At 63.8% G+C, this 23,942-nt stretch carries 23 protein-coding genes and 1 pseudogene; 3 read left to right on the forward strand and 21 right to left on the reverse strand.

The features are described from left to right. Positions 1–3: 3 nt before the first annotated feature. The 7 genes from CR152_RS05220 to CR152_RS05250 all read right to left on the reverse strand — a co-directional run bounded on the left by CR152_RS05220 (position 4) and on the right by CR152_RS05250 (position 5,619). Positions 4–897, reverse strand: a complete 894-nt coding sequence (locus tag CR152_RS05220; RefSeq protein WP_099873974.1) for a TorF family putative porin — start codon at positions 895–897, stop codon at positions 4–6. After that, positions 894–1,313 carry a DUF2147 domain-containing protein gene (locus CR152_RS05225; protein WP_099873975.1) on the reverse strand — a complete coding sequence of 140 codons (420 nt, stop codon included), beginning with the start codon at positions 1,311–1,313 and terminating at the stop codon, positions 894–896. Before CR152_RS05225 ends, CR152_RS05220 begins: the two co-directional genes overlap by 4 nt. 30 nt (positions 1,314–1,343) lie before the next feature. After that, complete coding sequence (locus tag CR152_RS05230; protein ID WP_099873976.1) at positions 1,344–2,621, reverse strand: alanine racemase; 1,278 nt, start codon at positions 2,619–2,621, stop codon at positions 1,344–1,346. Further along, positions 2,618–4,000 (reverse strand): D-arabinono-1,4-lactone oxidase, encoded by a 1,383-nt coding sequence (locus CR152_RS05235; protein WP_099873977.1) that lies wholly within the window; start codon positions 3,998–4,000, stop codon positions 2,618–2,620. The genes CR152_RS05230 and CR152_RS05235 overlap by 4 nt, the downstream gene beginning before the upstream one ends. Further along, positions 3,997–4,356, reverse strand: a complete 360-nt coding sequence (locus tag CR152_RS05240) for a c-type cytochrome (RefSeq protein WP_157778329.1) — start codon at positions 4,354–4,356, stop codon at positions 3,997–3,999. The genes CR152_RS05235 and CR152_RS05240 overlap by 4 nt, the downstream gene beginning before the upstream one ends. A 101-nt stretch (positions 4,357–4,457) precedes the next feature. Continuing rightward, positions 4,458–5,108 (reverse strand): TetR/AcrR family transcriptional regulator, encoded by a 651-nt coding sequence (locus CR152_RS05245; protein ID WP_099873979.1) that lies wholly within the window; start codon positions 5,106–5,108, stop codon positions 4,458–4,460. Positions 5,109–5,241: 133 nt separating this feature from the next. After that, positions 5,242–5,619, reverse strand: a complete 378-nt coding sequence (locus CR152_RS05250; RefSeq protein ID WP_099873980.1) for a hypothetical protein — start codon at positions 5,617–5,619, stop codon at positions 5,242–5,244. A 519-nt stretch (positions 5,620–6,138) separates the two neighbouring features. On the opposite strand from CR152_RS05250, the gene CR152_RS05255 reads away from it, so the two are divergent. Then, positions 6,139–7,044 (forward strand): lipin/Ned1/Smp2 family protein, encoded by a 906-nt coding sequence (locus CR152_RS05255; RefSeq protein WP_208640073.1) that lies wholly within the window; start codon positions 6,139–6,141, stop codon positions 7,042–7,044. A gap of 234 nt (positions 7,045–7,278) precedes the next feature. Next, positions 7,279–8,109: an AraC family transcriptional regulator gene (locus CR152_RS05260; protein ID WP_099873981.1), complete on the forward strand. Its 831-nt coding sequence runs from the start codon at positions 7,279–7,281 to the stop codon at positions 8,107–8,109. 32 nt (positions 8,110–8,141) lie between these two features. Here the strand turns inward: CR152_RS05260 and CR152_RS05265 are convergent, their stop codons facing one another. From CR152_RS05265 to ectB, 5 genes are all read right to left on the reverse strand, one after another. Beyond that, a complete protein-coding gene (locus tag CR152_RS05265; protein ID WP_099873982.1) occupies positions 8,142–8,456 on the reverse strand; it encodes a hypothetical protein in 315 nt (104 codons plus the stop codon). Further along, complete coding sequence (locus tag CR152_RS05270; protein ID WP_099873983.1) at positions 8,453–9,091, reverse strand: LysE family transporter; 639 nt, start codon at positions 9,089–9,091, stop codon at positions 8,453–8,455. The genes CR152_RS05265 and CR152_RS05270 overlap by 4 nt, the downstream gene beginning before the upstream one ends. Before the next feature lie 82 nt (positions 9,092–9,173). Beyond that, positions 9,174–10,517, reverse strand: coding sequence for a SidA/IucD/PvdA family monooxygenase (locus CR152_RS05275; protein WP_099873984.1), 1,344 nt, complete (start codon positions 10,515–10,517; stop codon positions 9,174–9,176). A gap of 5 nt (positions 10,518–10,522) precedes the next feature. Next, positions 10,523–11,035, reverse strand: a complete 513-nt coding sequence (locus CR152_RS05280; RefSeq protein WP_099873985.1) for a GNAT family N-acetyltransferase — start codon at positions 11,033–11,035, stop codon at positions 10,523–10,525. Beyond that, positions 11,032–12,348: a diaminobutyrate--2-oxoglutarate transaminase gene (ectB, locus tag CR152_RS05285; RefSeq protein ID WP_099873986.1), complete on the reverse strand. Its 1,317-nt coding sequence runs from the start codon at positions 12,346–12,348 to the stop codon at positions 11,032–11,034. The genes CR152_RS05280 and ectB overlap by 4 nt, the downstream gene beginning before the upstream one ends. 389 nt (positions 12,349–12,737) lie before the next feature. On the opposite strand from ectB, the pseudogene CR152_RS05290 reads away from it, so the two are divergent. After that, positions 12,738–13,235, forward strand: a pseudogene (locus tag CR152_RS05290) (DinB family protein); the annotation flags it as partial. Positions 13,236–13,385: 150 nt separating this feature from the next. On the opposite strand, the gene CR152_RS05295 reads toward CR152_RS05290, so the two are convergent. From CR152_RS05295 to tssI, 9 genes are all read right to left on the reverse strand, one after another. Next, positions 13,386–13,958 (reverse strand): cytochrome b/b6 domain-containing protein, encoded by a 573-nt coding sequence (locus CR152_RS05295; protein WP_229413279.1) that lies wholly within the window; start codon positions 13,956–13,958, stop codon positions 13,386–13,388. Then, positions 13,945–14,217 carry a PepSY domain-containing protein gene (locus CR152_RS05300; protein ID WP_099873988.1) on the reverse strand — a complete coding sequence of 91 codons (273 nt, stop codon included), beginning with the start codon at positions 14,215–14,217 and terminating at the stop codon, positions 13,945–13,947. The genes CR152_RS05295 and CR152_RS05300 overlap by 14 nt, the downstream gene beginning before the upstream one ends. Positions 14,218–14,241: 24 nt before the next feature. After that, complete coding sequence (locus tag CR152_RS05305; RefSeq protein ID WP_099873989.1) at positions 14,242–14,925, reverse strand: Fe2+-dependent dioxygenase; 684 nt, start codon at positions 14,923–14,925, stop codon at positions 14,242–14,244. Then, positions 14,919–16,055, reverse strand: a complete 1,137-nt coding sequence (locus CR152_RS05310; RefSeq protein ID WP_229413280.1) for an alpha-hydroxy acid oxidase — start codon at positions 16,053–16,055, stop codon at positions 14,919–14,921. The genes CR152_RS05305 and CR152_RS05310 overlap by 7 nt, the downstream gene beginning before the upstream one ends. Before the next feature lie 77 nt (positions 16,056–16,132). Next, positions 16,133–18,463, reverse strand: coding sequence for a TonB-dependent receptor (locus tag CR152_RS05315; protein WP_229413281.1), 2,331 nt, complete (start codon positions 18,461–18,463; stop codon positions 16,133–16,135). Between the two features lie 309 nt (positions 18,464–18,772). Continuing rightward, positions 18,773–19,249, reverse strand: coding sequence for an SUKH-3 domain-containing protein (locus CR152_RS05320; RefSeq protein WP_099873990.1), 477 nt, complete (start codon positions 19,247–19,249; stop codon positions 18,773–18,775). Between the two features lie 24 nt (positions 19,250–19,273). After that, positions 19,274–20,479 (reverse strand): PAAR domain-containing protein, encoded by a 1,206-nt coding sequence (locus CR152_RS05325; RefSeq protein WP_099873991.1) that lies wholly within the window; start codon positions 20,477–20,479, stop codon positions 19,274–19,276. A gap of 3 nt (positions 20,480–20,482) precedes the next feature. Then, positions 20,483–21,412, reverse strand: coding sequence for a DcrB-related protein (locus CR152_RS05330; protein ID WP_099873992.1), 930 nt, complete (start codon positions 21,410–21,412; stop codon positions 20,483–20,485). A gap of 6 nt (positions 21,413–21,418) precedes the next feature. After that, positions 21,419–23,884 carry a type VI secretion system tip protein TssI/VgrG gene (tssI, locus tag CR152_RS05335; protein ID WP_099873993.1) on the reverse strand — a complete coding sequence of 822 codons (2,466 nt, stop codon included), beginning with the start codon at positions 23,882–23,884 and terminating at the stop codon, positions 21,419–21,421. Positions 23,885–23,942: the final 58 nt, after the last annotated feature.

The raw sequence follows: 23,942 nt of genomic DNA on the forward strand, positions 1-23,942 counted from the left end.
CCGTCAAAAACGCTTGGCCAGCGACAGGATCAGCGCCGCCCGATCCACCTTCCTCGTGTTTCCTGAACTATCGGGCACCACCGCCAGTTCGCGGTTGCGCAGGATGGCGCCCGCCAGCTCCGCGCCGAAATCGAGGCCCCAGCGCGTGTGCACGATGCCCAGCTTGTAGTCCACCAGGTCGGCATCGCGGAAGTGGCGCATCTTTTGAAACCCGATATGCGCAATCAGCTTGTTCCTGCCATCGAGCTTGTGCTTGATGCCGATGTCGAGCAGCTGCGAGCCGCGCGAGTGCTTCAAGCCTCCGTCGTAGCAGGCGATCGCCTTGCCAGGGTCGCCCCCGGCCAGCACGGCCGGCAGATAGGTCGATCCGCAGATGGTGGCCGTGTTATTGCCGCGCAGCTCGTCGCTCAGGACATACAGATAGCGCGCCTCGATGGCGCCATAGGCAAATTCGAACACGCCGTAGCGGGTATCGAATTTGGTGTTGGCCACGCCGGTCGGTTCGCCCGTGGTCCAGTCGATGCCGGTCGGCGCATCGTTGACCTTCGCGCCCGGGAACCACTCCTGCGCCACGCCTACGCCGAAGTGCCAGCCGTCGGGATTGCCCCAGCGGTAGCCGAGCGCGCCGGTCACCTGCAAACCGTTTGTGTCGGGGAAGATCTCCTTGCGGACCGTGCCCAGTTGCAGATAGCCGACCACGCCCGATTCGTGCACCGCTTCCATCGTCAACTCGGCGCCGGGGCGGTTGTAGGTATCGGAGACGCCGCGGTTCTTGCGGTCGGTGAGCACCTTCGCTTCGATGTCGAGCGCGTAGCTTTGGATCGCCCGTTCATCGGCATGGGCCTGCCCGCTGTGGACGGCGCCCGCCAGCGCGGCCAGCACGACAAATTTGTTCATGGCGTCTCCCTGGATTTGCAGCCGGCCGGAATGCTGGCCACGCGGGTCATGATTTCGGTTTCGCCCAGCAGTTCGCTGCCGATGTAGGCGCGCACCAGCAGCGTGTCGTTCTTGGTGCGCACGACGCCCTTGTAGTTTTTCCTGGTACGCGGGTCGTGCACCCAGCCGTTGCGCCAGGCGTCATCCTGCCAGGAGTGCAGTTTGGCGATCATAACGCCGCACGCGTCGTCGGCCGTGCCGGCATCCTTGTCCCAGACGATGATGCCGCACAGCGCATCCTTCGGCTCGGGACAGGCCTTGAACGCGATGACCGCGGCCTTGTCGGCGCTGAGCCACAGGCCCGGTACGGTGTCCGGCGCGGCCCATGCCGGCGCCACCCATGCACATGACAGCATCATCATCGCTATTGCTCGCATCTTGTCTCCTTGGTGTTATGGTCCTTGTGCCTACGGCATGGGCGTCAGTACCGGCCATCGTTGCGTGATGCGGCCCGACTCCATCACGACGATGTCGCCGAATTGCTGGAGCACGGACTCGCTCTGGCGTGGCCGAAGGAAGATGACATCGTCCACGTGCAGTTGTTGTGCGCCGGAGCCGAGCAGGACCTGCTGGTTCGACGATGTTCCGTACAGGCCGCTGGGCGCCATGCCGGCAGGCGAGACGGGATCGGCAAGCCAGTTGCCGCCGTAAATGAACCAGGCGCGCGACTGGTTCACGTCCCACGCGCGGGCGGCGGCGCCGATCCATTCGACCCCGTTGGGCATGTCGAATCGCGCCGGCGCCTTCAGGACCGGCGTGGCGATGAACGCGGCCGGCGCCAGGTCGCCCAGCAGTTCGGTGTCGAAGTCGCCCGGCTTGACGAGGGCCGAGCCGATGGCCACTTCGTTGGCCGCGCCTTTGCCGTCATGAAGCCGGTACGTCGGCGAACCGCCGGCGTTGAGGGTCAGGCCGGCCGGCGCCGCGCCGCCATGCAGTGCCCGCGCCGCCTGCGCCGCATAGTCGCGGTAAATGCCAAGCGCGTTGGACAGGGAGCCCGCGCGTACACCCGGCAGATCGGGCAGCTTGGAGATGTGGGCGTCGTAACCCATCATGCCCGACCACTGCAGACGCGGTTCCGACTTCACGATGTCGAGCATCTGCTGCAGCGCGGCCGCACTGGCAACGCCGCCCCGATGCAATCCGACGTCGATTTCGACATTCACGCGCAACTGCAACTGGCGCTGGCGCGCCAGGTCGCGATACTGTGCCAGGCGCTGGGGACTGTCGACCAGCCATTGCAGCTGGCGCGCCGGATCGAAGCCCCCATTCTTGAAACGGTCGTAGAACTGGGCGGCGGCGGCCACCGGCAGCGGTTTGCCAAGCAGCAGATCGAGTGCCGGGCGCTGCGCGGCCAGCTGCTCCAGGTATGCCAGGTTGAACACCATCAGGCGCTGCGTGCGCATTGCCGCGATCAAGTCGTCGAGCAAGGGCAGGCAGGGCAGGGATTTGGCCACCAGGCGCAGGTCCATGCGTCCGCCGAGGTTGCGCATGACCTGGCCGGCATTGGCCAGCATGCGGTCGCGGTCGAGCACCATGGTCGGCGTGGCGATGCCGGCTGCGCGCAGTGCGCCGGCCATGTGCGCGAAGTAGGCGTCATGCGGGGCGCCATGCGCGCGCGGACGCAGCGCAAGCGCGCCGGCGCCCGCCAGGCCGGCGATGGCCATCAGCGCCGTGCGGCGCCTCATGCCGGGACCCCGAACAGCGCGCGCAAATGGGGATTGAGCATGCGCCCGTGCGGATCCATCTGCTGCCTCAGCGCCTGGAAGTCCTTCCAGCGCGGATACAGCGCGGCCAGTTCGGCGGAGCTGAAATTGTGCAGCTTGCCCCAGTGCGGACGGCCGCCATGTTTGCGAAATACCGGGCCGATTTCGGAGGTCAGGTAGTCGTAGGCTTCGCCGTGCGCCGCATGCACCGCGATCGAGCAGCTGTCGCGCTGGTAAAAGGGGCTGAGCCAGGCGTCGTCGGCTTTGACGAAGCGAAATTCAAGCGGGAAGAACACCTCGTTGCGCCGTTCAAGCGTGCGGATCACATCGCGCACGCAGGCGATACCCGCCTCGCGCGGGACGTGGCATTCGGTTTCGTTAAATCGCGTCGGCCGCACGTTCGAGAGCAGGCGAAACGAGCGGTTGGTGGCGTGTTCGGTCAGGTCCGCGTCGATCAACCTGGCCGCACTCCAGCGCCGCAATTGGGGGAACTTGCCGAGCCAGTCGCGCAGCTGGCGCAGGTCGCGCAGCATGTCTTCGTCTTGCGACGCCGGCATCTGGATGTCGCTGCCGGCGTAGGCGTCGTGCGTGATGGCGGCGGCATAGCCGGTAAACGGCAGGTAGTAGAACTCGAAGTGGCGATGGGTACGCGCCAGCTCCGGCGCCAGCTGCAGCATCTCTTCGACCGGCTTTAGCCAGACCTTGCGGCGCAGATTGTGCGCGGCCACCACGCGCATCGTGGCCCGGGTGATGATGCCAAGGCTGCCCAGCGAGACGCGCGCGGCCGCCATCTGGTCGGCGTGGCGCTCTTGCTGCCAGTCGATCACGTCGCCCTGCGGCGAGACGATGCGCATGGCGATGACGTCCGCGTGCAGCGCCGGCAGCGCGGCCCCGGTGCCGTGGGTGGCGGTGCTGATCGCACCGGCCAGCGACTGCATGTCGATGTCGGGCAAGTTGCGCAGCGCCAGGCCGGCGCCGTCGAGCTGGCGCGACACTTGCGACAGGCGGGTGCCGCCATGCAGGGTGGCGCTCATGGCCGCCTTGTCGTGGGACTGCAGGCCCGCAAGGCGGTCGAGCGACAGGATCGTTCCGCCGGTCGGCACCAGGGGCGTGAACGAATGGCCGGCGCCGACGCAGCGCACGGCGCCGCCGGACGCGCGCAGCAGCGCGGCGATGGCAGCTTCGTCGGCCGGTGCGACCAGGGCGCGGGCCGTGCACTGCGCGCTGTCGGACCAGTTTTTCCAGGTGACGGTCGATGCGCTTGCCGACGCCGGGGTGGTGCGGCCGGCCAGCAGGCCCGCAGCCGCGGCCATCGCCCCGGCTTTCAGGAACAATCTGCGGCGCCGTGACAGGGGGCTCATTGCGCGGCCCCGGCGCTCATGAAGCGGGTCAGTGCGCGCAGGTCGTCGGGCGAGCAATCGTTGCACTGGCCCCGAGCCGGCATCGCGTTGAGGCCCTCGGCGGCATGCTTGACCATCTGGTCCATGCCTTGCGCGAGACGGCGTTGCCAGTGAGGGGTGAAACCGGTGAGGGGGGCGCCGCTTGCCGCGACGGCGTGGCAGGCCATGCAGGAGCGTTCGTAGCGTTCGGCCAATTGCGGGTCGCTCGGACGTGCCGCCTGGGCCCGTTGCAGGTCGGCCGCGCCGGGCTCTCCGGTCGATGCTGAACAGCCACACAAACCCATCGCGACAACCGCCATGCCCAGTATCGTTCGCATCCGTTCACCTCGCAGCCGCATAGTTATCGGAACAACGTTCTGGATAATAACGACGTATCAAAAATAAAACAACGTTTTATTTTTCGCGGTGTTGCGGGCGTTTATTGTCGGAAACGGTGCAGGATTCCTGTCATCAATACATCGAGCAAGTCTTCAAGGTGCTGGTCGAAAGCGGCATGCTCGAACCACTGTTCCGACTCGCCGAACACGAGCCGCAGCGAGGTCATCCCGTGGATGCCTTCCCAGAAGATTTGGCCCATGGAATCGAGGCGGTCGGCGCGTACCTGGCCCGATGCGGCCAGGGCCGCGAACAGCTGGTGGCCGAAGGCATACGGGTCCTGCGCCTGGTTGCCATGTTCGATCTTGGCGCTTTCGACCGGCGCATGGGGCCGGCGTTCCAGGAACACCAGCGCGTACTGGTCGGGATGGAGCATGCCGAATTTGACATAGGCACGGCCGGCGCGCTTGATATTTTCAATCGGCGGCAATGCCGGGTCGGTGGCGGCGCGCATGGCCTTGGCCAGGTTGAGCAGGTCGCTGTCCATGGCCTGGGTAATGAGCGTGGCCTTGTCCTCGAACAGCGCGTACACCACGGTGGTGGAAAACCCAGCTTCCTCAGCAACCTTGCGTAAGGTAATCGCGCGTGCACCGCCAGCCTTGATCAGCTTTCGGACCGCCTTGATGATGTCTTTACGGCGCTGTTCGGATTCCCTCAGCTTGCGATCCTGCACGCTGCTTGTTGCCTTCACCATGTGATTCAATCCTAAATAGATGCTTGGTTCGCGGCCCGAGCCTATCAGAAATCATACGGGGATGGGCGGGAATACGATTGCCGGCTGGCGCTGCCGCCCCTCTCCCTGATGCAGCCGGGCCGCAACGGCGCCCTCACGCCGGCCAGGCGATCGTGGGGCCGTTCTGGATCGAGCGGATCAGTATCGGCGCCACGTGCTGGATCTTGTTCCAGTCCAAATAATAGCGGTCCATCGTCGCTGGCGAGGCGATATGGCGTTTCACGCCCTGGTCGATCAGGTACACCGCCGCATCGCCCTGCGCCTGCGCCAGCACGGCGCCGTGGCTGAGCGGGGTTCCCGTATCGATATTATTCAGATGCGGGTCTTGTACGATGCCGCTCCAATCGCGGAACAGGTTGTTGTAGGTCGTCGGATCGGGAATATGCCGCTTCATGCCCTGATCGATGAGGTAGATTGCCGGTGCGCCGGGCAGCTGCATGCGCAGACCGTTGAGATCTTTTCTGATAGCCATGATGTTCCCCTGATGGGTTGCGCCGCAAGCGATACGATCGATCCTTGCCAGGCGCCGCGCCGTTGCGGCAAGACGGACAGCTCTGCCGGGCAAGGCGTTGCCAGGCGCCATGCGGGCGCGAGCCGCCTGCCTGGGCGCCCGCGCCTGTCAGCGCACCTGCGCCTGTTCAGCCAGATTACAAGGCGTCAGCTCCGCAACGGTTGTGTCCGCTCAAGCGCTTGCCTGACGTAGAACGGAGGCGCTTCGCACGCCGCAGGACGCTGCCTGGCAGCGCAGGCCCGGGCCGCTTGCCGCGCTGCGCGACACCTCACTTTCCTATACGAATCGATGCGCCGCGCGCCGCTTCACCGGCCTGGCCGTACACCCTATACAACACTCGATCTTGTTTTTTGAATAAGCAAGAGGAAATGGTCCCAATGTCATTTTATAAATCGTCATATCAGCGTAATGTTGACAGTTCACAATCTAAAAATTGTGTCCACGTCATCTGATTATTCCAATCATCCATAGGAGATTTTCATGTTGAAACCTGTTGCGCGCTGTGTTGCGATTGCCTGTGCTTTTTCCGCCTTGCCTGCCGTTGCCGCTTGTCCCGATTACACCACCGCGGCCAATCCGCCGGCTTTTTCCGGCCCCGCGAAGAAAACGTTTTCAAAGTTCGGCAATACCATCCTGGCGGGTTTGTACAAGCCCTGGCATATGGCGCATGACACCATCGTCAAGGCAGGTTCGCAAGCAACAATCACGGGCAAGTTCGACTACGACGCCGTGCTGCACAAGGACCTGGAAGGCGAGCGCGTGCACGCGTATCTGTACGGGACCGGCATGTCGCAATGGCAGTACGTCGGCAATTACGTAACCGACAGCGACGGCAAGATCAACGTGCCGCTGGGCGTGCGGCCGGTGGGCGACTATGTCGTGCGCTTCGTCGTGGAAGGCGATCTGAGTTCGACGACCGGCTACCTGAGCGTGGTCGATCCGGGCCGTGACGCGGTGCTGTTCGACATCGACGGCACCCTGACCATCAATGACTTCGAAGCCTATGCCGATTATGTCGGCGTGAAGACCGCCACCCCGTATTACTACGCGCCGCAAGTGGTCAACGCTTACCGGGACAAGGGTTACCAGGTGATCTTCCTGACCGCGCGGCCGTACTGGGTCACCAAGGATGGACTGGAGTGGCTCGATATCCAGAAGGTGGGGCGCTGGCACTACCACTCCAATCCGTACGGCGACGGTCCGATTCCGCCCGATACCCAGAAATTCAAAACCGATTACGTGCGCCATTTGCGCGATGTGGTGGGCTTGAACATCGTGCGTGCGTACGGCAATGCCACCACCGATATCGCGGCCTACGCCGACGGCGGCATCGCCAAGGCGAATACCTACATCATCGGACCCAATGCCGGCGCATCGGGCACCTAGGCGATTCGCGGCGAGTACGGTTCGCACTACTCGTTTGTGGTCACGCCGACGCCGGAGGCGCGTTGCCGCCGCTGATGGAGCCCGGGCGCCAAGCGCCGGCGCGTTTTTGGAGGACCTCCTCTAATCATGTTATTAATCTTGTCGTCTTAACATAGAATAGTTTTTTAATAGCCGGCGCCGCGGCATGCCCGCGATCGCGCCGGCGATAGATGTGGATTCTGGAGCCAAAGTGTCATGCTGGTACGCGATCAAGAGATCTTCAGCGAGTTTGGAGAAGTGGTTGAATTCCAGTCCGCTCAACACCGCGATGATGTGGAGCTGTTTCGGGCGCAGATCGTGCGCAAGGTGTTTTCTCCCCATGTGCATGACGGCTATGTGATCGGGGTTGTCGAAAGGGGCGTGGAGCGGTTTCACTGGCGCGGCGCGGAGCGTTATGCGACCAGTACCGACCTGGTATTCATCAATCCCGACCAGGTGCACACCGGCGAGGCGGCCGAACGCAGTGGCGTCCTCTACCGGAATATTTTCGTGGCCACCGATGCCATGAAACAGATCGTCGGTTGCACCGTGTATTTTCCGGAGCCCGTGGTCAGCGATCCCGTGCTCGGCCAGCGCCTCAAGCTGGCGCTCGACACCCTGGCCATGGCGACCGAACCGCTGGCCTACGACAGCATCATGGAAGCGCTGATTTTCGATATCGCGGCGCGTCATGGGCGCGGTTTTCAAGACGATACGCCCGATCTGATGCACGGCTTTCCGGGCATGTCGCGCATGATCGAGTATATCGACGCCAATATCGGCAATACGCTGCGGGTCGAAGAGCTGGCCGATATCGCGAACCTGAGCCGCTTTCATTTCATCCGGCGCTTTCGCAAGATGACCGGGGTAACGCCGATCGCCTTCGTCCAGGCACGCCGCACCTCGATGGCCAAGACCCTGTTGCGCAAGGGCGGCAACCCATCGTCGATCGCACTGATCACCGGTTTCGCCGATCAAAGCCATTTGACCCGCTGGCTCAAGGCCTGTTACGGGGTGACGCCCCGGGTGTACAAGGGCAAGCGATAAGCGCCTGTCCAGTAACCCGGGGACGCCGATATTTACAGAGACATGCTCATGGACGCATCGGCATGCGCATGCACACGCTCCGGCGGCTGCGCGCGCCGCGGCGGCGCCAGGAACATCTTGCGGGCCTGTTCCAGGATGGCGCTGTCGGCGCGCGCGCTGGGTCGCCTGCGTGTCGTCGGCAGCGTCGATGGTTTCATATACGCGAGGTAAGGCTTGCCCGCGTGCCAGAATACCAGGCCGCTGCCGCCCTGCGGAATCGCGCCGACGTAATCGGTCAGGATCACCATCCGGTCGCCGATTGCGTAGACCAGGGGCGGCGTGGGGAGTTCGGGTGTGGAGGGAATCATAGGGAAATGATATTGCTGGCTGCGAATAAGATCAGGACAAGGCCCAGGAACAGGTCGATGGAGCTATTGAACCTCAGGTAAATGCGGCGGATCGCATCCTGGCCGAAGACAAAGGCGACAAACGAATACCACAGGATTTCGAAGGTGCTGCAGATGGCGATGATCGTTACCTTGTCCATCGTCGTCGACGAATGCGCCAGGAACGATGAAAAAATACTGATCATGAACGCGATCGTTTTCATGTTCGTGATATTGGTGATGAAGCCCATCTTGAAGCTTTTGAAGAAGGTGTGCGAGGGCTCGGCGGCCGGCGCGCCATCCACCGGTGCCGCCGCGGCGTTGTCGCGTTGCTGCTTCTTGCTGTGCAAGGCGCTTTTGATGAGCAGATAAGCGATATACAGCAGGTACAGCGCGCCCAGGATGCCGGCGATCTTGTTCAAGGCCGGGAACTGGTTCAACAGCAGCGCCAGGCCCAGTATCGACGAGGTCGAAAAAATCAGGCCGACGCACCAGATGCCCAGGGACGCGCCGATGCCGGCGGAAATCGAGTTGGACGCGGCGAACCGGCTCACCAGGATGAAATTGGGACCGGGACTGATCACGGCCATGATGTAGACAAGTGCGGGTGAAAACACGGTGCATCTCCCTTAGAATGGGCCGCGCGCAGGGATTGCACGCGCGCCCATATGAATCACATTGCAGGAATCGTGTTCCCGATTACGCCGCGACGGCGGCCAGGCGTTCCTCCTGCGCGGCGGCCGGGTGCGCCGGCGCGGCGGCACGCGCCGGCCGCGGCGCCAGCAGGCTGTCGGCGATGACCTTGGCGCGCAGCGACACCAGGCTGAACGAGCCTGCATCGCCCAGGCCATGCGACGACTCGCACAGGCCGTTGAGGAACAGGCGCGGTGCGGCCGGGTTTTTCAGGCGCACGCTGTAGTCCCGTTCGACGGCGACGACCCCGTTATCGTCCAGCGGAAGCTGATCGGCAACGGTAGCCAGCAGGCGCGGATACGGTTCGCCGCGCGGCGCCGCCGAAAAATCGAGGAAGCCAGTTGCCAGCACCAGTGCGTCCAGTTCCACCGACGAGGTTTCCCCGGTATTGACCTCGCGCAGCGCCATTTTCACGCCGCCGCCGTCCAGGCTGGCGGCGCTGTCGATCGCCTGGTTGGTCAGCAGGTGGAAGCGGTTTTTGCCGTGCAGCTTTTCCTCGTAAATGCGCACGTACAGCTGGTGAATCACGTCGCCATCGGCCGATGAATAGTTGGTGCCGCGCAGCTGGTTGCTCAGATGGGTTTTGGCCGCCGGCTTGAGGCCATAGAAGTAATCGATAAATTCCGGGAAGTAGACGCGGTCGCTGAACGGACTGGTGTCCTTCAGGCGGAAGCCGAAACCGCGCTGCAGCGAATAGATTTGCTTGTCCGGAAAGCGGTCCATCAAATCGAGCAGCAATTCCACCGCGCTTTGACTGGCGCCCAGCACGCCGATCTTGTCGCAGCTTGGGGGCAGGGCGGCAATGTGGCTCAGGTATTTGGTCAGGTGGAAGACGTTCTTGCCTTGCAGGGGCGCCAGCAGGTCCGGAATGTTCGATGCCCTGCCGGTGCCGACGATCACCGAACGCGCCAGCAGGCGTTCGCCGCCGTGGCAGATCACTTCCCATACCTGCTCGCCGTCGATGTCGGTCATGCTCATCGACTGGACCCGGGTATTGTATTGAACGATGGCGGCGAAACTGGCCGATACCCATTCGATATAATTGGCGAATTCCTTGCGCAGGGGATATTCCAATCCCAGGTTCAGATATTCAAGCAGGCGGTCGTTTTCTTTTAAATAATTAATAAATGTGTAGTGGCTTTTCGGATTGCGCAAGGTGACCAGGTCGCGGATCGGGTTATTCTGAATATCCGATCCGCGCAGCAGCATGTCCTTTTGCCAAACGGCGCTTTCCTGAGCTTCGATAAAACGTACATTGGCCAGTGAAGCTTCTTCTTCGAGGCAAATGGCGAGCGCCAGGTTCGACGGTCCAAAACCAATTCCCAACAGATTATAAATATGCGATGCCATGGTTTCTACTTTGCGGTGGGTACGACGTTAATCTGCTCATCCGGGGTGGTGGCCGCCGCATGCAATGGATAGTGATAGTAGTAATAGCCGCGATTGCGGATGAAACCGAACCGCTCGTACAGGGCGCAGGCGCGCAGGTTATCCACCGCGCCTTCGATGAACAGTTGCTTGGCGCCAGCCTGATGGGCGAAGTTGGCCGCCCCCTGGAGCAGGTTTTCACCGATGCCCAGGCTGCGAAACGCCTGTTTCACATACAGATCGTTGAGGATCCACAGGCGCTGCATCGTCACGCTGGAAAAGCTGGGGAACAGCTGGGTAAACCCGGCGATTTCATCCCCGACCACGGCCACGATGACCTGGGATTCGCCCAGGAACACCCGTTCGCGCAGGAAGTGCAGGGAGCCCACATAGTTCGGCTCTTCGTTATAGAACTGGCGGTAGGAATCGAACAGGGCGGCGACTTCCTCCATGTCGTCCAGCGTCGCATAGCGGATCACCGCTTCGGCTTGGGCCGTCATGCCGCTTTCTCCTCGGAATAGCGGGCAATCCCGATCACTTGCTCGAACGCGGCCGCGAGCATATCGAGCCCCTGCACCAGGACCTCGTACTCGATCGTCAGGGCGGGCAGCAGTTTGACGACCTGGCCGTGGACGCCGCAGGTTTCGACGATCAGCCCGGCGCGGAAGGCCTCTTGCGAAATGTTTGATGCCACCTCGCCGCTGCCCACGTCGATGCCGCACATGAAGCCGCGGCCGAGGAAGCGGGCTTCGGGAATGTATTCGCTGCTGCGTTCGGCAAGCGCTTTGAGCCGGCCGTGCAGATACACGATTTTCTGCTGCAGCTCGCGCTCGAAGGCGGGCGCGCTCCAGAAGGTATCGATGGCAGCCTTGGCCGTCACGAAGGCCAGGTTATTGCCCCGGAAGGTGCCGTTGTGTTCGCCCGGCTCCCACACGTCGTGATCCGGGTTGATCAGGTTCATCGAGAACGGCAAGCCGTAACCGCTCAGCGATTTCGACAGGCACACGATATCGGGCGTGACGCCCATGCCCTCGAAACTGAAAAAGCGCCCGCTACGGCCGCAGCCGGACTGGATATCGTCGATGATCAGCAAGGCGCCATGTTCGTGCGCCAGGGCTTGCAAGCGTTGCAGCCAGCGTGCGCTGACGCAGCGCAGGCCGCCTTCGCCCTGAATGGTTTCAATCAGGAAGGCGGCTGGCGCTTCGACGCCGCTGCCGGGCTGCAGCATCCGCGCGATCAGGTCGATCGAATCGACCTGCTCGCCCAGGTAGCCTTCATACGGCATGAACGTCACGCCGCCGAGCGCCACGCCGGCGCCCTGGCGCTTTTTCGGGTTGCTGGTCGCGGCGAGCGAGCCCAGGCTCATGCCGTGAAAGGCGTTGGAGAACGCGATGACGTTGCTGCGTTTGGTGACTTTGCGCGCCAGTTTCAGCGCCGCCTCGACGGCATTGGTCCCGGTCGGGCCGGTGAACTGGACCTTGTACTTCATCCCGCGGCGGTGCAGGATCTCCTCCTGGAAGGTGTAGATGAAGTCTTCCTTGGCTTCCGTATAAAAGTCCAGGCTGTGCGTGATGCCATCGTTGTCGAGATACGCCTTGAGCTTTTCCTTGAGCGGTTCGCAGTTATGGCCGTAATTGAGCGCGCCGGCGCCCGCGAAAAAGTCCACATACACCTGCTGGTCGACACTGTGGATCTTCGATCCCTTGGCGTGGCGGATTTTTACGGGAAAGTCGCGGCAGTACGAACGGACCTTCGATTCATGCACTTCGAATGTGCTGAACGCTTCATTGATTGATGCGAGATTGTTTGGCATTGGAACACGACCATCCGGTTGTTGGGGTCCGGAGAGAATATGAAATCCAATGCCTCATTTATAGAATGAGATTGCTCTTTTTGCGATTATCATGCATGTGGCATGTATTTTAATGTTTTTTATCTGCTATCTCGATTTTATATAATATTAGTAAATAACGATATATTAAATATGATGGGTTTCGCAATGCTGCAACGCAGTTTCGCCGCATGCTCTCTATTTGAATTTTTGCACGACCGGTTATATGTTCGCGCCGTCATCGCCACGCCGTTCATGGCTGCGTGCGTTACGTCGGCGCGCTCACGGCGTCGATCATTGGTCAGTCGGGCATGCCGGGGGACGTGGTATGTTTACCGGGCCGCAACGCCCCTACGTGAAAGGAGTCCATCGTGCATGAATTCGTCGTTTCCGCCTTGCGCAGGTTTCCATCCGAGCTGGCCGCGCTGTACGCGACCATTCCAAGCGCGTATGCCGCCTGGGCGCCGCCGTCCTGGGAAGGGATACCGAGCGAGAAGTTCACGGCAATCGAACAGATCTGCCATGTCCGCGACATTGAAATCGATGGTTACCAGCTGCGCCTGCGGCGCCTGCTTGAGGAAGACAATCCGCTGCTGGTATCGATCGACAGCGAGCGCGTGGCGCGCGAGCGCGGCTACCCCGACGCACCGGTGGAACAGATCTTCGAAACGTTCCGCGAGGCCCCGGAGCGGACGGCGCGGACGATCGCCGGGCTGACCGACAGCCAGTGGCAGCGGCGTGGCGTGTTCGAGGGTTACGGCCCGGTGACGGTCACGGGCCTGGTGCATTACCTGTGCAGTCACGATCAACAGCATCTGGCCGGGCTGCACTGGCTGCTGGGGAAAATGGCGTCGGAGGCTAAAGCCGCTAAGTTAAGCTCCGTCATTCCCGCGCAGGCGGGAATCCAAGCTCCGCCGCTCTGCAAAGATGCCTTGGATTCCCGCCTGCGCGGGAAAGACGGTTTTTGAGTTTGTGGTCAGATAACGGCTTAACTTAGCGGCATTAGCGTCGGAGGCTGGTTAATCGAGGTCGCCCTCGGCCGGCGGATTCTTTTTCCCCGTGATCATCGCGCCGACCAGGTTTTCGCGGTGCTGCCAGCTGGTCAGCAGCACTCCGCCCACGTGCAGGGTCACCAGCGCGACCAGCAGCCAAGCGAGCGCCGCGTGCACCCGCACCGGCCAGGCATAGCCCCACAGCAGGTCGGTGCCCAGGGCCCACCCGCTCACGGCCAGCAGGGCGACGCAGGCCAGCAGGGCCACGACCATCCAGCCGCCCAGCGGATTGTGGCCGATATGGCGCGCGGCGCGGCCTTTGGCCACCGCGCGCAGGTACTGCACGGTGGGCGCCGGCGGGCGCACGAACTGCGCAAAGCGCGCATAGCGGTTGCCGGCGAAGCCCCAGGCCAGGCGCGCCAGCACGATCGCCGCCGCGCCATAACCGAGGTATTCGTGCGCCACGCCGACCTGGTCGCTGGTCACCCACGCCGCCGCCATGGCCGCCACGAGCGACCAGTGCAGCAGGCGCACCGGCGCATCCCAGACTGTCAGCTTGCCCGGTTTCAGCGGGGGCTCGCCGCGCTTATTTTTCTTCAACGCGCGCGAACGTCACCGGGTCGAAGAAGGCTTCGATGCGCTTGCCCTGCGGGTCCTTGGCATACACTTCGTAGCAGCTCGGGGTCGCTTCCATGCGGCGCACGACCCAGCCTTCCTTGGTCAGTTTTTCGTGCAGTTCGGTGTGCGGCTTCCATTCCGATTTCGGACGCGTGGTGCATTTCACGTCACCGTGGGCCCAGGCGCCGTTGACGGCGAAGACGAGGGCGAGCGGGGCCAGTTTGGCGAAGGTCGAGGTCATGAGGTTTCCTTATCTATTTGAAAATCAGGTCGCTGCCCAACGGCGCAGCAGATTATGGTAAATCCCGGTCAGCTTGAGCAGATTGCGGTCGTCCGCCGCCAGGCCGGGCGTCAGGTTCTGGATTGTCTGGTCCAGGTCGAACAGCAAGGTGCGCTCGGCATCGTCGCCCACCAGGCTTTCTATCCAAAAAAACGAGGCGACCCGCGCCCCGCGCGTGACCGGCGTGACGCGGTGCAGGCTCGAGGCAGGGTACAGCACCATGTCGCCCGCACCCAGCTTGACGGTCTGTACGCCGAATTCGGTGTCGATTTCCAGTTCGCCGCCGTCGTACTCGTCCGGCTCGGACAGGAACAGGGTGGCGGCCAGGTCGCTGCGCAGGCTCAGGTGCGTGTTCGGAATCTGCATCACTGCGCTATCAACGTGCGTGCCATAGGTTTCGCCGACAGCGTAGCGATTAAACTTGGGCGGATAAATCTTGCGCGGCAGGGCGGCGGCGATGAACAGCGGCGTGTTGCCGAGCGTGCGCAGGATATGGTTGCCCAGGCTGATGGCCAATTCGGCACGGTCGTCGATCTGGGCATTGTTCTTGGCCGAGCGCGCCAGGGTGCCGGCCGTGGCCGCGCCATCCTGCCATTCGGCCTGGTCGAGGTAGGCGCGAAATTGCCGCACCTCGTCCTGGCTCAATACGGCGTCGAGGATGGTCAGCATGGCGCGTCCTGGCGCCGCAGCACGGCGCCGCTGCCGATTTCGCCTACCGTGGCGCAGCCGGCCAGCGCCATGCACACTTCGAGTTCCTCGCGCAGCAGCTTGACCATGTGCGCCACGCCGAGCGCGCCGGCCACGCTGAGCGCGTACATCTGCAGGCGCCCGATCAGCACGGCGTCGGCGCCGAGCGCGAGCGCCTTGAAGATATCGGTGCCGGAGCGAATGCCGCCGTCGAACAGCAGCGGGAAGCCGGGGCCGGTGGCGGCGCGGATGGCCGGCAGCACGTCCAGGCTGGCCGGCGCGCCGTCCAGGGTGCGCCCGCCATGGTTCGACACCACCACGCCGGCCACGCCGATGGCGCGCAGGGCCACGGCGTCGTCCGGGTGCAGCACACCCTTGACCAGCACCGGCAGGGTGGTCTGGCCGATCAGCCAGCGCAGGTCGTCCCAGGTCGGGGCGGTGCCCATGATGCCCTGGAAGATGCGGCTGTGCTGGGGTGCCAGCGGCGGCGTGTCGGCCGGCGCGTAGCCACGCAGGTTGGCCGCCACGCAGTCGGCCGGCATGCGAAAGCCGGCGCGCAGGGCGCGGTTGCTGGGCACCTGGATCGGAGCGTCGAGCGTGACCACGATGGCGCTGTAGCCGGCCTTGACGGCGCGCGCCAGCAAATCTTGCGTGTCGTCGCGGCGCAGCTGGAAGTACAGCTGGAACCAGCGCTGCGGACCGGCGCCGCGCGCCACGTCTTCCAGGCTGCACGACGACAAGGTGCTGCTGACCAGGCAACTGTCGACCGCATGGGCCGCGCGCGCGCTTTGCAGCTCGCCGGCGGCGTGCGCCAGGTTCTGGAACGCGACCGGCGCCAGGAACACCGGATGGGCGAACTGCTGGCCGGCGACGTTGATGCGGGTGTGGCCGGCGCTGACGTCGCGCAGCAGGCGCGGATAGATGTCCCAGCGCGCGAACGCGGCCAGGTTGGCGGCCACCGTCAGGTCGCGCCCGCTGCCGCCGGCAACGTAGTCGTAGCTGGGCGGCGCCATGAAGCGCTGGGCCAGCAATTCGTAGTCGGCGGCGCAGGCGATTTCCGCGGGGATCTTGCCAAGAGGCGGCTGGGCGCCAGGGAGAGGTGTGGTCATCATTAAATGAAAAATGCCGGGGGTTACCCGGCATTGTATCGAACTTGATTGCTAGTCAAGGGACTTGACGCGGCCCGCGCTTACAGTTCGTAGTTCAGCGCCACGCGGACCGCGCGCGCATCACCCTTGTACAGGAAGGCGCCCGAGCGGTACACGGCCGTGAAGTAGTCCTTGTTGCCGACGTTGAGCACGTTCACGCGCAGGTCCAGCTTCTTCGAGAAGCGGTAGGCGGCGAACGCGTCGAACACGGTGAACGACGGCACTGGCTGCGCGCACTGGTTGTCGGCGGTGTACAGGGCAGCCGTGTCAGGCTGGCCGCCGCAGCGCTTGCTTTCGTAGCGGGCCGCGGCGCCGAGCGAGAAGGCGTCGGTCAGCTGGTACTTGGCCTGGGCCGAGAACGATTTTTTGGCGAAGTTGGCCAGTTCGCGGCCGATGCCGGCCGCGACCGACGAACCGGTCACTTTCGAGCTCATGACGGCAGCGCCGACCTGGGCCGACAGGGCTTCGGTGATGTTGCCGGTCAGGCCGAATTCCACGCCTTGCACCTTGTTCTTGCCGGTGTTGAAGGTGCCGAGGGTGTCGTAGTTCGCACCTTCCATCACATCCTTCTTCTTGGTCTGGAACACGGCGGCGGTGGCCAGCAGCTTGTCATTGAGCAAATTCCACTTGGTGCCGAGTTCCAGGTTGATCGAGGTTTCCGGCTTGGCGCCTGCAATCTTGTTCTGGTACAGCACCGCGCCGCCGTAGCCGCTGTTGGTGCCCGAATCGGCTTCGCCGCCGTTGATGTCCTGCGAGGTCGCCGCGCTGCCGTAGACGATCAGTTTCGGCATGACCTTGAAGCTGACGCCGCCGTGGCCGTTGACCAGGGTGTCGGTGTAGCTGTAGTCGCCCGTGATCACGTTGGTGGCCGGGGTGCGGCGTGCCAGCGACAGGTCGAAGCGGTCGGCGCGGATGCCGGCAAACGCGGTCAGGCGGTCGGTCAGGTCGACCGTGTCCATCGCCGTCAGCGAGAACGTCTTGACTTGCCAGTCCTGGTTCCAGCTGTTGCGGGTGCTGCTGCGGCCGGCGAAGTTGGTCAGGTCGGCGACCGGTACGCCATTGACGTTGAAGCAGCGGGCGTTGTTCGGACCGACGGCAACGGCGCTGCGGCAATTGAACGCGCCGGTGTTGGCGACGGTGAAATTGCCCGACACGACCTGATGGTCGGTGTATTCGGCACCGAAGATGAATTCATGCTTCATGCCCATGATTTGCTTGTCCCAGCGCAGATTGCTCTGGTGGGCAAAATAGTCCACGTCCTGCCAGCCGGTGTGGCCGCCGTCGAGCGCGGCGCTGACGAACGACTGGGTGGTGTCGGCGGTGGCGCCGATATAGCGCGTGTTGCTCGACGCGCCGGTGGTGACGTAGGCATTGCCGGACTGGCCGTAACGGGTCAGGCTGGTCAGGGTCAGGGCGGGCGCCAGCTTCCAGTTCACGCGCGCGGTGATGGTGTCGACGTCCGAGCTGAGGAAGTCGTTCGACTGGGCGTACACCGGCACGTCCTTGGCCGGTACGCGGTTCGGCACGGTGCCGACCAGGAAGTGGCCCAGGTCGGGCAGCTTGTCGTCGGTACGCAGGCCGTAGTAGTCGAGCGTGACGGACAGGTCCTTATCCACTTCCCACAGGCCGGACACGGCCACGCCCTTGCGGGTGCGGCTCGACGGCGCGCGGTCAGGCACGTCTTCGTCGCCGTACAGCACGTTGGCGCGCAGGGCGAAGTTGTCGCCGAAGCCTTTGTTGAAGTCGGCGGTGACGCGCTTGTGGCTGTCGGTGCCCACGCCCACGGTGACGCGCTGGAAGTCCTTGTCCAGGGTCGCTTGCTTGGTGATCGCGTTGATCGCGCCGCCGGCGGTGCCGCGGCCGGCGAAGCTCGAATTCGGGCCCTTCGAAATTTCCAGCTGCTCGATGGCGAAGCTTTCGCGGGTGGTCATGCCCGGATCGCGCAAGCCGTCGACGAACACGTCGCTGCGCGCTTCCTGGCCGCGGATGATGTAGCGGTCGCCGAAGGCATTGCCGTTTTCGCCGGTGCCGAGGGTGATGCCTGGCTGGGCGCTGAGGATTTGTTTCAGTTCGGTCATGCCGGAATCATCGATCGCGGCCTTGGTGATCACCGAGATGGTCTGCGGCGTTTCGGCCAGCGGACGGGTGTGGCGCGAATCGCCCGAGGTTTTCGCCTTGTACGGCGCGCCGACTTCGGCGTTCGGATTCGGGTCGAGGTACTTGCCGTAGACGACTACGTCCGGCAGGACTTTGCTGTCCTTTTCCGATGGTGCGGCCGCAGCCGTCTGCGCGCTGGCGCCGAACGGCATCATCAACAAGGCACTGGAAATGCCCATGGCAATACTGGTTTTCTTCATCGTATTGAACGTCATGTCGCTCTTGCTACGAAGGCTTTTTGGCTGTTGCGATTGTTGTTGCTTCAAGATTAACTCCTCAAATAATTGTGGCAAATTATAGCGAAATCTCTCATGTGCGTAAACGTTAATCAATCTCATTTGCATTCACGGTATTTACATTTCCACTGGGAAAATGATGCGGAATGCATGAGGCCGCGACCTGGCCGGCGCGCCGGTTGTCATTGCCGAGGGGATCAAACGGAGGAGCGGGGAGGGCGCATGATGATGCGCCGGAGGGGCTGCGCAGCGTGGTCGCGCCAGCGGTCGCGGCCGGCGACCGGGGGATCAGGCGAAGGACAGGGGATTGCCGTCGTAGGCGCGGGTGGCGATGGCTTTTCCTTCGCTCAAAAAATGCGCGATCGCCTCGTCCACCGTGCGCGTTTGCAGCGCGATGAAGGGGCTGTAATAGGAAAACACCCGCCCATCCTCGCCGATGGCGACAATCGAATTGCCGCGGTTGATCTCGCCGACCGGACACAGGCGGGTGCCGACGCTGGCGCTGAAATCGTCGATATCGTCCACGTCGACCTGGCCGATGACGCGGTCCAGGTCGAAATGACAGGTGTTCTTGCCATCCTCGTATTTGCTGGAGGGATGGGTGAAGCCGAGGCCCTCGAAGCGGGTCAGGAAGGCCAGGGCGGCGGGATGGGGAACAAAGCCGGCTGCGGCCAGCCGCTCGCGCAGGGCCTCGACCGGCACGCGGCGCTCCTCGGTCCAGCCGGCGTCATGGAGGATGGCCAGGGTTTGATCGGAATAAGTCATGGGAATCGAAGGTGGCAATAAGCGTCAGTGATCGGTGATGGCATGCGCGCCCTTGGTCGTGACCATGCAGTTGGCACAACGGGGGGCGCCGCCCTTTTGCCGGTTGATAGTATACATTTCCAGGTCTTCCATCCTGGCGCCATCTTTCAGGGCCTTGTTGGCGGCCTTGAATTCCGCGCAGTTTTCCGGCACGTGGGCCTCTTCCAGGCTTGGTTTGGGCATGCGGTCGCGCAGGGTCGGGTGGATATCCTCGGTTTTCGGCAGGGGATAGCCGGAATCCTCCTGGTACACCTTGCCGGTGCGCTTGTCGACCACGGTCGACGCCTTGACCGGCTTGCGCCCGTTCTCGAAATCGGTTTTCGGCGCATTGTTAATTGCATCGACACGGGCTTCGGACAGTTCCTTGGCCAGGGCCGCGCGGTTCTGGGCCGCTTCCTTCATGCCGCCCAGCCCGCCCTTGAGGAAGCCCTGGGTATCCGACAGCGGCTTGGGAATGACCTTGTTGGCGAGCGCGGAGCCGCCCTTGGCGCCCAGCAGGCCGCCGATGACGCTGCCGCCCAGCGCCGACCACTTCTGGCCGTCCGAGCCTTCGCCGAAGATCTCGCCGCCCAGCCAGTCGCCGCCGATGCCGCCGGCGATGCCGCCAGCCAGGCCGGCCACGGCGATGAACGGACCGGCCAGCACGATGGCGCTGCCCAGCCCGACCACCAGCAAGGCCCCGTGGACCCAGCCCGGCACCAGGTCTTCGGGGAAGATGTCGTCGGTTTTCTGGGTGCCGCCGCCGATGTACACATTGTTCGAGCCGGAAGTGATCACCGCGCTGCAGACGATCGTATCGTCGACCCTCGCCGCCGGCTGGCCGTTGATGTACACGTTGCCGCTGCCGGTGGCGATCGGCAGCGGCGCCGGTGGCGCATGCTTGAAGCAGGTCGTCATGTCGAGGTGGGCGCGGGCGGCGGGACGCTTGTTGGTAAACACATTGAGGGAGCCGACGCCGGCGATGAAGCCGCATACCTCCTTGGGCGCCCAGCTCATGGTGCTCATCGCTTCGCCCAGGCCGGCGCCCATGGCGGCGGCACCGCCGACGATGGCGACCGCGGCCAGGCCGCCGGTGCCGACAATGGCCACCGCGGCGATCGCGATGGCGGCGCCCGCAAGCAAACCTGCGAGCAGCCAGCTCATGGTGGGGCTATGCCCGATCGGGTCGGTGATCCTCGCTGCTTGCGGCATCGCTCAACCGTGCCTGTTCAGTGGGCCGGGCAGCGCCGCGCCGGACAGCGCCCCGCCGGATAGCGCCGCGCCGTCGCCGCCGGCACGCGCCAGCAAGTAGGCGCGCACCTCGTCGATGCTGGCGAACGGCAGGGCCGGCGCGAGCGCCTGCAGCACCACGCCCTGAGGCAGGCAGGCCGTCAGCGGCGTGGCGCCGGCCGTCTCGGGCGGCGCCAGCAGATAGCTGCCGGCCTTGCGCCACAGGGTGCCGGAATTGGGTACCACGAACTGGGCCTGCAGGGCTTCGCCATCGGCATCGAAGAAGGTCCAGGTCTCCTGTTCGACTTCGCGCGCGTCGGTCTTGCGGCAAGCTTCGTCGCGGTCGGCGAAGACATTGAGCATGCGGCGCCGCTCGGACAGCGCGAAGATGAAGGGCGGGGTCGGTCCGGCGGCCGCGTCCGGCGCATTGGCGGCACCGGCCGCGGTCCCCGCCGCCAGCGGACGGCGCAGGCGCACGCTCGCCAGCATCCGGTCGAAGGTGGCGTTCCAGGCGTCGCCAAAGCTTGCCAGGCAGGTGGCGGCGATCATGATGGCCTGGGTGCTGCCGGGCACCGTGCCCCGCATCAGGGCGATCACCTGGCGCTGGTGCATGAAGATGCCATCCTTGCGCCAGCTATAGGCCAGGTCGATCGCCGGCCCGCCGTCGAGCAGCGTCTCCTTGCTGTGCCTGAGCTGGAACTTGGGCAGGGCGCGCCCCATTTCCTGGACCAGGCGCGAGCTGAAGTCGTCGAGCTCCTCCTCGGGCTGGGTATCGGCATGCGAGATGACCAGGCTGAACTCGCTCGCGCCCTGGTCGCTGACCGTGAACATGTGCATGGTCTTGTCCCTGAGCGCGGCGGGCAGGTCGAAACTGAGGTCGTTGGCGTGGTAGGGTTGGGTTGCTTGGTCGTCCATGTCCGCTTATTTATTCAGGTCGATGCGGCTGCTGCCGATCACGTCCACATGCACGCCCTGGATGGTAATGGTGCCATCGGCTTTCATGATGATCTTGCTGGCGCCCACTTCAAGGGTAATGTCGGTGGTGGCGGTCAGGTGGATATGCCCGGTTTCGGCCTTGCCTTCGATGTTGGTCTTGGCGGTTTGCTTGATGTGCTCCGTCTCGGCCGTCAGTTCGATGTTCTTGTTGGCGGTCTGGTGGATATGCGCCGTTTCCGAGGTCGTCTCGATGTGCTGCTTGACGGTGGTGACGTGGAAGCCGGTGCTCACCGTATTGGTCTGGGACGGACCATGGACCAGCGTGTCCTGCTTGTTCTGGACCGTGGTGACCATATCCTTCTGCGAATGGATATTGATCAGCTCCTTGCCCTTGGAATCGTGGATCACCATTTCCGAGAAGCCGCCGCCGCCCGGGGTCGAGCGGCTCTTGAAGCCCATCATGTGGGCCGCGTCCGGCAGCGCGTACGGCACCGGCTGGTCGGCATTGAACAGGCGGCCGGTACAGACCGGGCGGTCCGGGTCCCCTTCGAGGTAATCGATGATCACTTCCTGGCCGATGCGCGGAATCGAAATGGTGCCCCAGCCCTGGCCGGCCCACGGCTGCGACACGCGGATCCAGCACGAGCTGCGCTCGTCGCGGCGGCCGTAGCGGTCCCAGTGGAACTGGACCTTGATGCGGCCGAATTCGTCGGTGTGGATCTCGGTGCCTTTCGGGCCGACCACGGTGGCCGTCTGCGGTCCCGGCATCTGGGGCGGGCGGTGCGCGCGGCGCGGCCGGTACGGAATCTTGCGCCGGATCGCGCTGAAGGTATTCCGGTACACGTCGCTCATGCCGCGCTGGAAGTAGTTATTGCGCGCGTTGTACTGCACCGACAGCACCAGGAAATCGTTGTCGGTGCCGTCAGCCGCGTCGAACCAGTGGTGTTCCAGCAGCTTAAGGGTGTGGCCGGCGATCAGGCCGCGGCAATCCGAGGCGCCGTGGAAAATCTTGGCCTGCCATTCCAGCACTTCCATGCGCTGGCGCGCTTCGCGCTTGCCGTCGTCCTTGTTCTTGTACGAAAAGGCCGGATTGCCGTCGTAGATTTCCATCGACGGCACGTCGCCCTGCACCGAGACGGTCGGCTGCTCCACGTACTGCATGCTGTTGGGCGCCTTGAAGTCGAAGGTGTTCAGGGCCAGCTTGGTCGACTGCAGCATGCGCTCGGCCGTGAACGCCGTCACGCTATCCTTGTCCTGGGTGCGGTTGCCGCCGTTGAAGGTGACCTCGGCATGCTTCTTTTGCGGCGGGCAAAAGCTGCTGTTGCGCGAGTCGTCGCTGATGACCATGATGTGGCCGGACGCGCTGTGCTCGAAGTAGTAGAACAGGCCGTACTTTTCCATCAGCCGGCTGGTGAAATGCTCGTCCGTCTCATCGTACTGGACGATGTAGTTTTCCGGCTTGTAGGTCTGGCTGGTACGAACTTCGTAGGTGGCCAGGCCGCTGTAATCGCCCTTGAAAATCTTGTCGAGCACGCCGAGCACGGTCTCGTCCTGGAAGATGCGCGAGTTCACGCGCCGCTTCAGGTAAGTGAACCAGGGCACGATTTCGGCGTGATAAAAGGCAAAGCCGCCGTCCGAGTGCGTGAAACCGAAGGAATTGACGTAACCGTTGATGAAATGCTCGCTGCCATCGGCTTGCTGGACGCCGACGCTGACGTTCTTGCCCATCAGATCCTTGAGATCGATCGAGGCATTTTTCGACAGCAGGTTGAGCTGGAACACGTATTGTTCCGACAGCGAGGTCACGCCGCTCATCGATTCGATCAGCAGGGCCTTGCTGCCCTGCAGCGGCGAATAGAAACGCAGCAGGCGCGTGCCGTCGACGAAGTTGGCGGCGCCGCCACCACCGGCCGCGCCGGCACTGGCCGCGCCAGCCGGATCGGCGCTCGGCGGCGCCGCGCGCGACGGATCGATCGGCGCGGGCATGAACAGCGATTCCGGGGTGGCGAAGTCGTTGACCGCCTGGCCGGCCAGGGGGTGCTCGGCGATGACCAGTTGCGCGGGGGCCGCCACGGCCGCCGGCACCGCCTGCGTCAGTGACGACGGCGCCGATGCCAGCTTGCTGCCGGCGGCATCGGCCAGGGCTTTCGCCTGTCCGGCCACCGCTTGCGCCTGGCCGGCCACGGCCAGCGCCTTGGCTACCTCGGGACTGGCCTGGGCGGCGATGGCGACCCCACCTCCCGCCAGCGCCTCCACGCCACCGCCCGCCTGCACGGCCGCGGCCGTATCGAGTGCGGTCTTGCCGACCGCCAGGGCGGTGGGATCGGCCCCGGCCATGCCGGCCACGCTGGTGGCCAGCTTGCCGGCAGCCAGCGGGGTGGCCAGGTCGGAGGGGCTCGCGCCGGCAATACCGGCGAGGGCGGGGGATTTGTCTACAGGTTGGAATGTCATCGGGAGCTCGCGCGAACAAATCAATCACGTTGAACAGCACCAGAACCGCCGCGAACGG

Source organism: Massilia violaceinigra, from assembly GCF_002752675.1.
In the GTDB taxonomy this organism is placed as follows: Bacteria; Pseudomonadota; Gammaproteobacteria; order Burkholderiales; family Burkholderiaceae_D; genus Telluria_A; species Telluria_A violaceinigra.

What these genes read in the sequence shown, in the direction of transcription:
- CR152_RS05315 (WP_229413281.1), bottom strand. Translation starts at nt 18,463, where the DNA reads ATGACGTTCAATACGATGAAGAAAACCAGTATTGCCATGGGCATTTCC.
- ectB (WP_099873986.1), bottom strand. Translation starts at nt 12,348, where the DNA reads ATGCCAAACAATCTCGCATCAATCAATGAAGCGTTCAGCACATTCGAA.
- CR152_RS05225 (WP_099873975.1), bottom strand. Translation starts at nt 1,313, where the DNA reads ATGCGAGCAATAGCGATGATGATGCTGTCATGTGCATGGGTGGCGCCG.
- CR152_RS05240 (WP_157778329.1), bottom strand. Translation starts at nt 4,356, where the DNA reads ATGCGAACGATACTGGGCATGGCGGTTGTCGCGATGGGTTTGTGTGGC.
- CR152_RS05275 (WP_099873984.1), bottom strand. Translation starts at nt 10,517, where the DNA reads ATGGCATCGCATATTTATAATCTGTTGGGAATTGGTTTTGGACCGTCG.
- tssI (WP_099873993.1), bottom strand. Translation starts at nt 23,884, where the DNA reads ATGACATTCCAACCTGTAGACAAATCCCCCGCCCTCGCCGGTATTGCC.
- CR152_RS05265 (WP_099873982.1), bottom strand. Translation starts at nt 8,456, where the DNA reads ATGATTCCCTCCACACCCGAACTCCCCACGCCGCCCCTGGTCTACGCA.
- CR152_RS05280 (WP_099873985.1), bottom strand. Translation starts at nt 11,035, where the DNA reads ATGACGGCCCAAGCCGAAGCGGTGATCCGCTATGCGACGCTGGACGAC.
- CR152_RS05305 (WP_099873989.1), bottom strand. Translation starts at nt 14,925, where the DNA reads ATGCTGACCATCCTCGACGCCGTATTGAGCCAGGACGAGGTGCGGCAA.
- CR152_RS05235 (WP_099873977.1), bottom strand. Translation starts at nt 4,000, where the DNA reads ATGAGCCCCCTGTCACGGCGCCGCAGATTGTTCCTGAAAGCCGGGGCG.
- CR152_RS05320 (WP_099873990.1), bottom strand. Translation starts at nt 19,249, where the DNA reads ATGACTTATTCCGATCAAACCCTGGCCATCCTCCATGACGCCGGCTGG.
- CR152_RS05325 (WP_099873991.1), bottom strand. Translation starts at nt 20,479, where the DNA reads ATGCCGCAAGCAGCGAGGATCACCGACCCGATCGGGCATAGCCCCACC.
- CR152_RS05300 (WP_099873988.1), bottom strand. Translation starts at nt 14,217, where the DNA reads ATGACCTCGACCTTCGCCAAACTGGCCCCGCTCGCCCTCGTCTTCGCC.
- CR152_RS05220 (WP_099873974.1), bottom strand. Translation starts at nt 897, where the DNA reads ATGAACAAATTTGTCGTGCTGGCCGCGCTGGCGGGCGCCGTCCACAGC.
- CR152_RS05255 (WP_208640073.1), top strand. Translation starts at nt 6,139, where the DNA reads ATGTTGAAACCTGTTGCGCGCTGTGTTGCGATTGCCTGTGCTTTTTCC.
- CR152_RS05310 (WP_229413280.1), bottom strand. Translation starts at nt 16,055, where the DNA reads ATGATGACCACACCTCTCCCTGGCGCCCAGCCGCCTCTTGGCAAGATC.
- CR152_RS05230 (WP_099873976.1), bottom strand. Translation starts at nt 2,621, where the DNA reads ATGAGGCGCCGCACGGCGCTGATGGCCATCGCCGGCCTGGCGGGCGCC.
- CR152_RS05330 (WP_099873992.1), bottom strand. Translation starts at nt 21,412, where the DNA reads ATGGACGACCAAGCAACCCAACCCTACCACGCCAACGACCTCAGTTTC.
- CR152_RS05245 (WP_099873979.1), bottom strand. Translation starts at nt 5,108, where the DNA reads ATGGTGAAGGCAACAAGCAGCGTGCAGGATCGCAAGCTGAGGGAATCC.
- CR152_RS05250 (WP_099873980.1), bottom strand. Translation starts at nt 5,619, where the DNA reads ATGGCTATCAGAAAAGATCTCAACGGTCTGCGCATGCAGCTGCCCGGC.
- CR152_RS05260 (WP_099873981.1), top strand. Translation starts at nt 7,279, where the DNA reads ATGCTGGTACGCGATCAAGAGATCTTCAGCGAGTTTGGAGAAGTGGTT.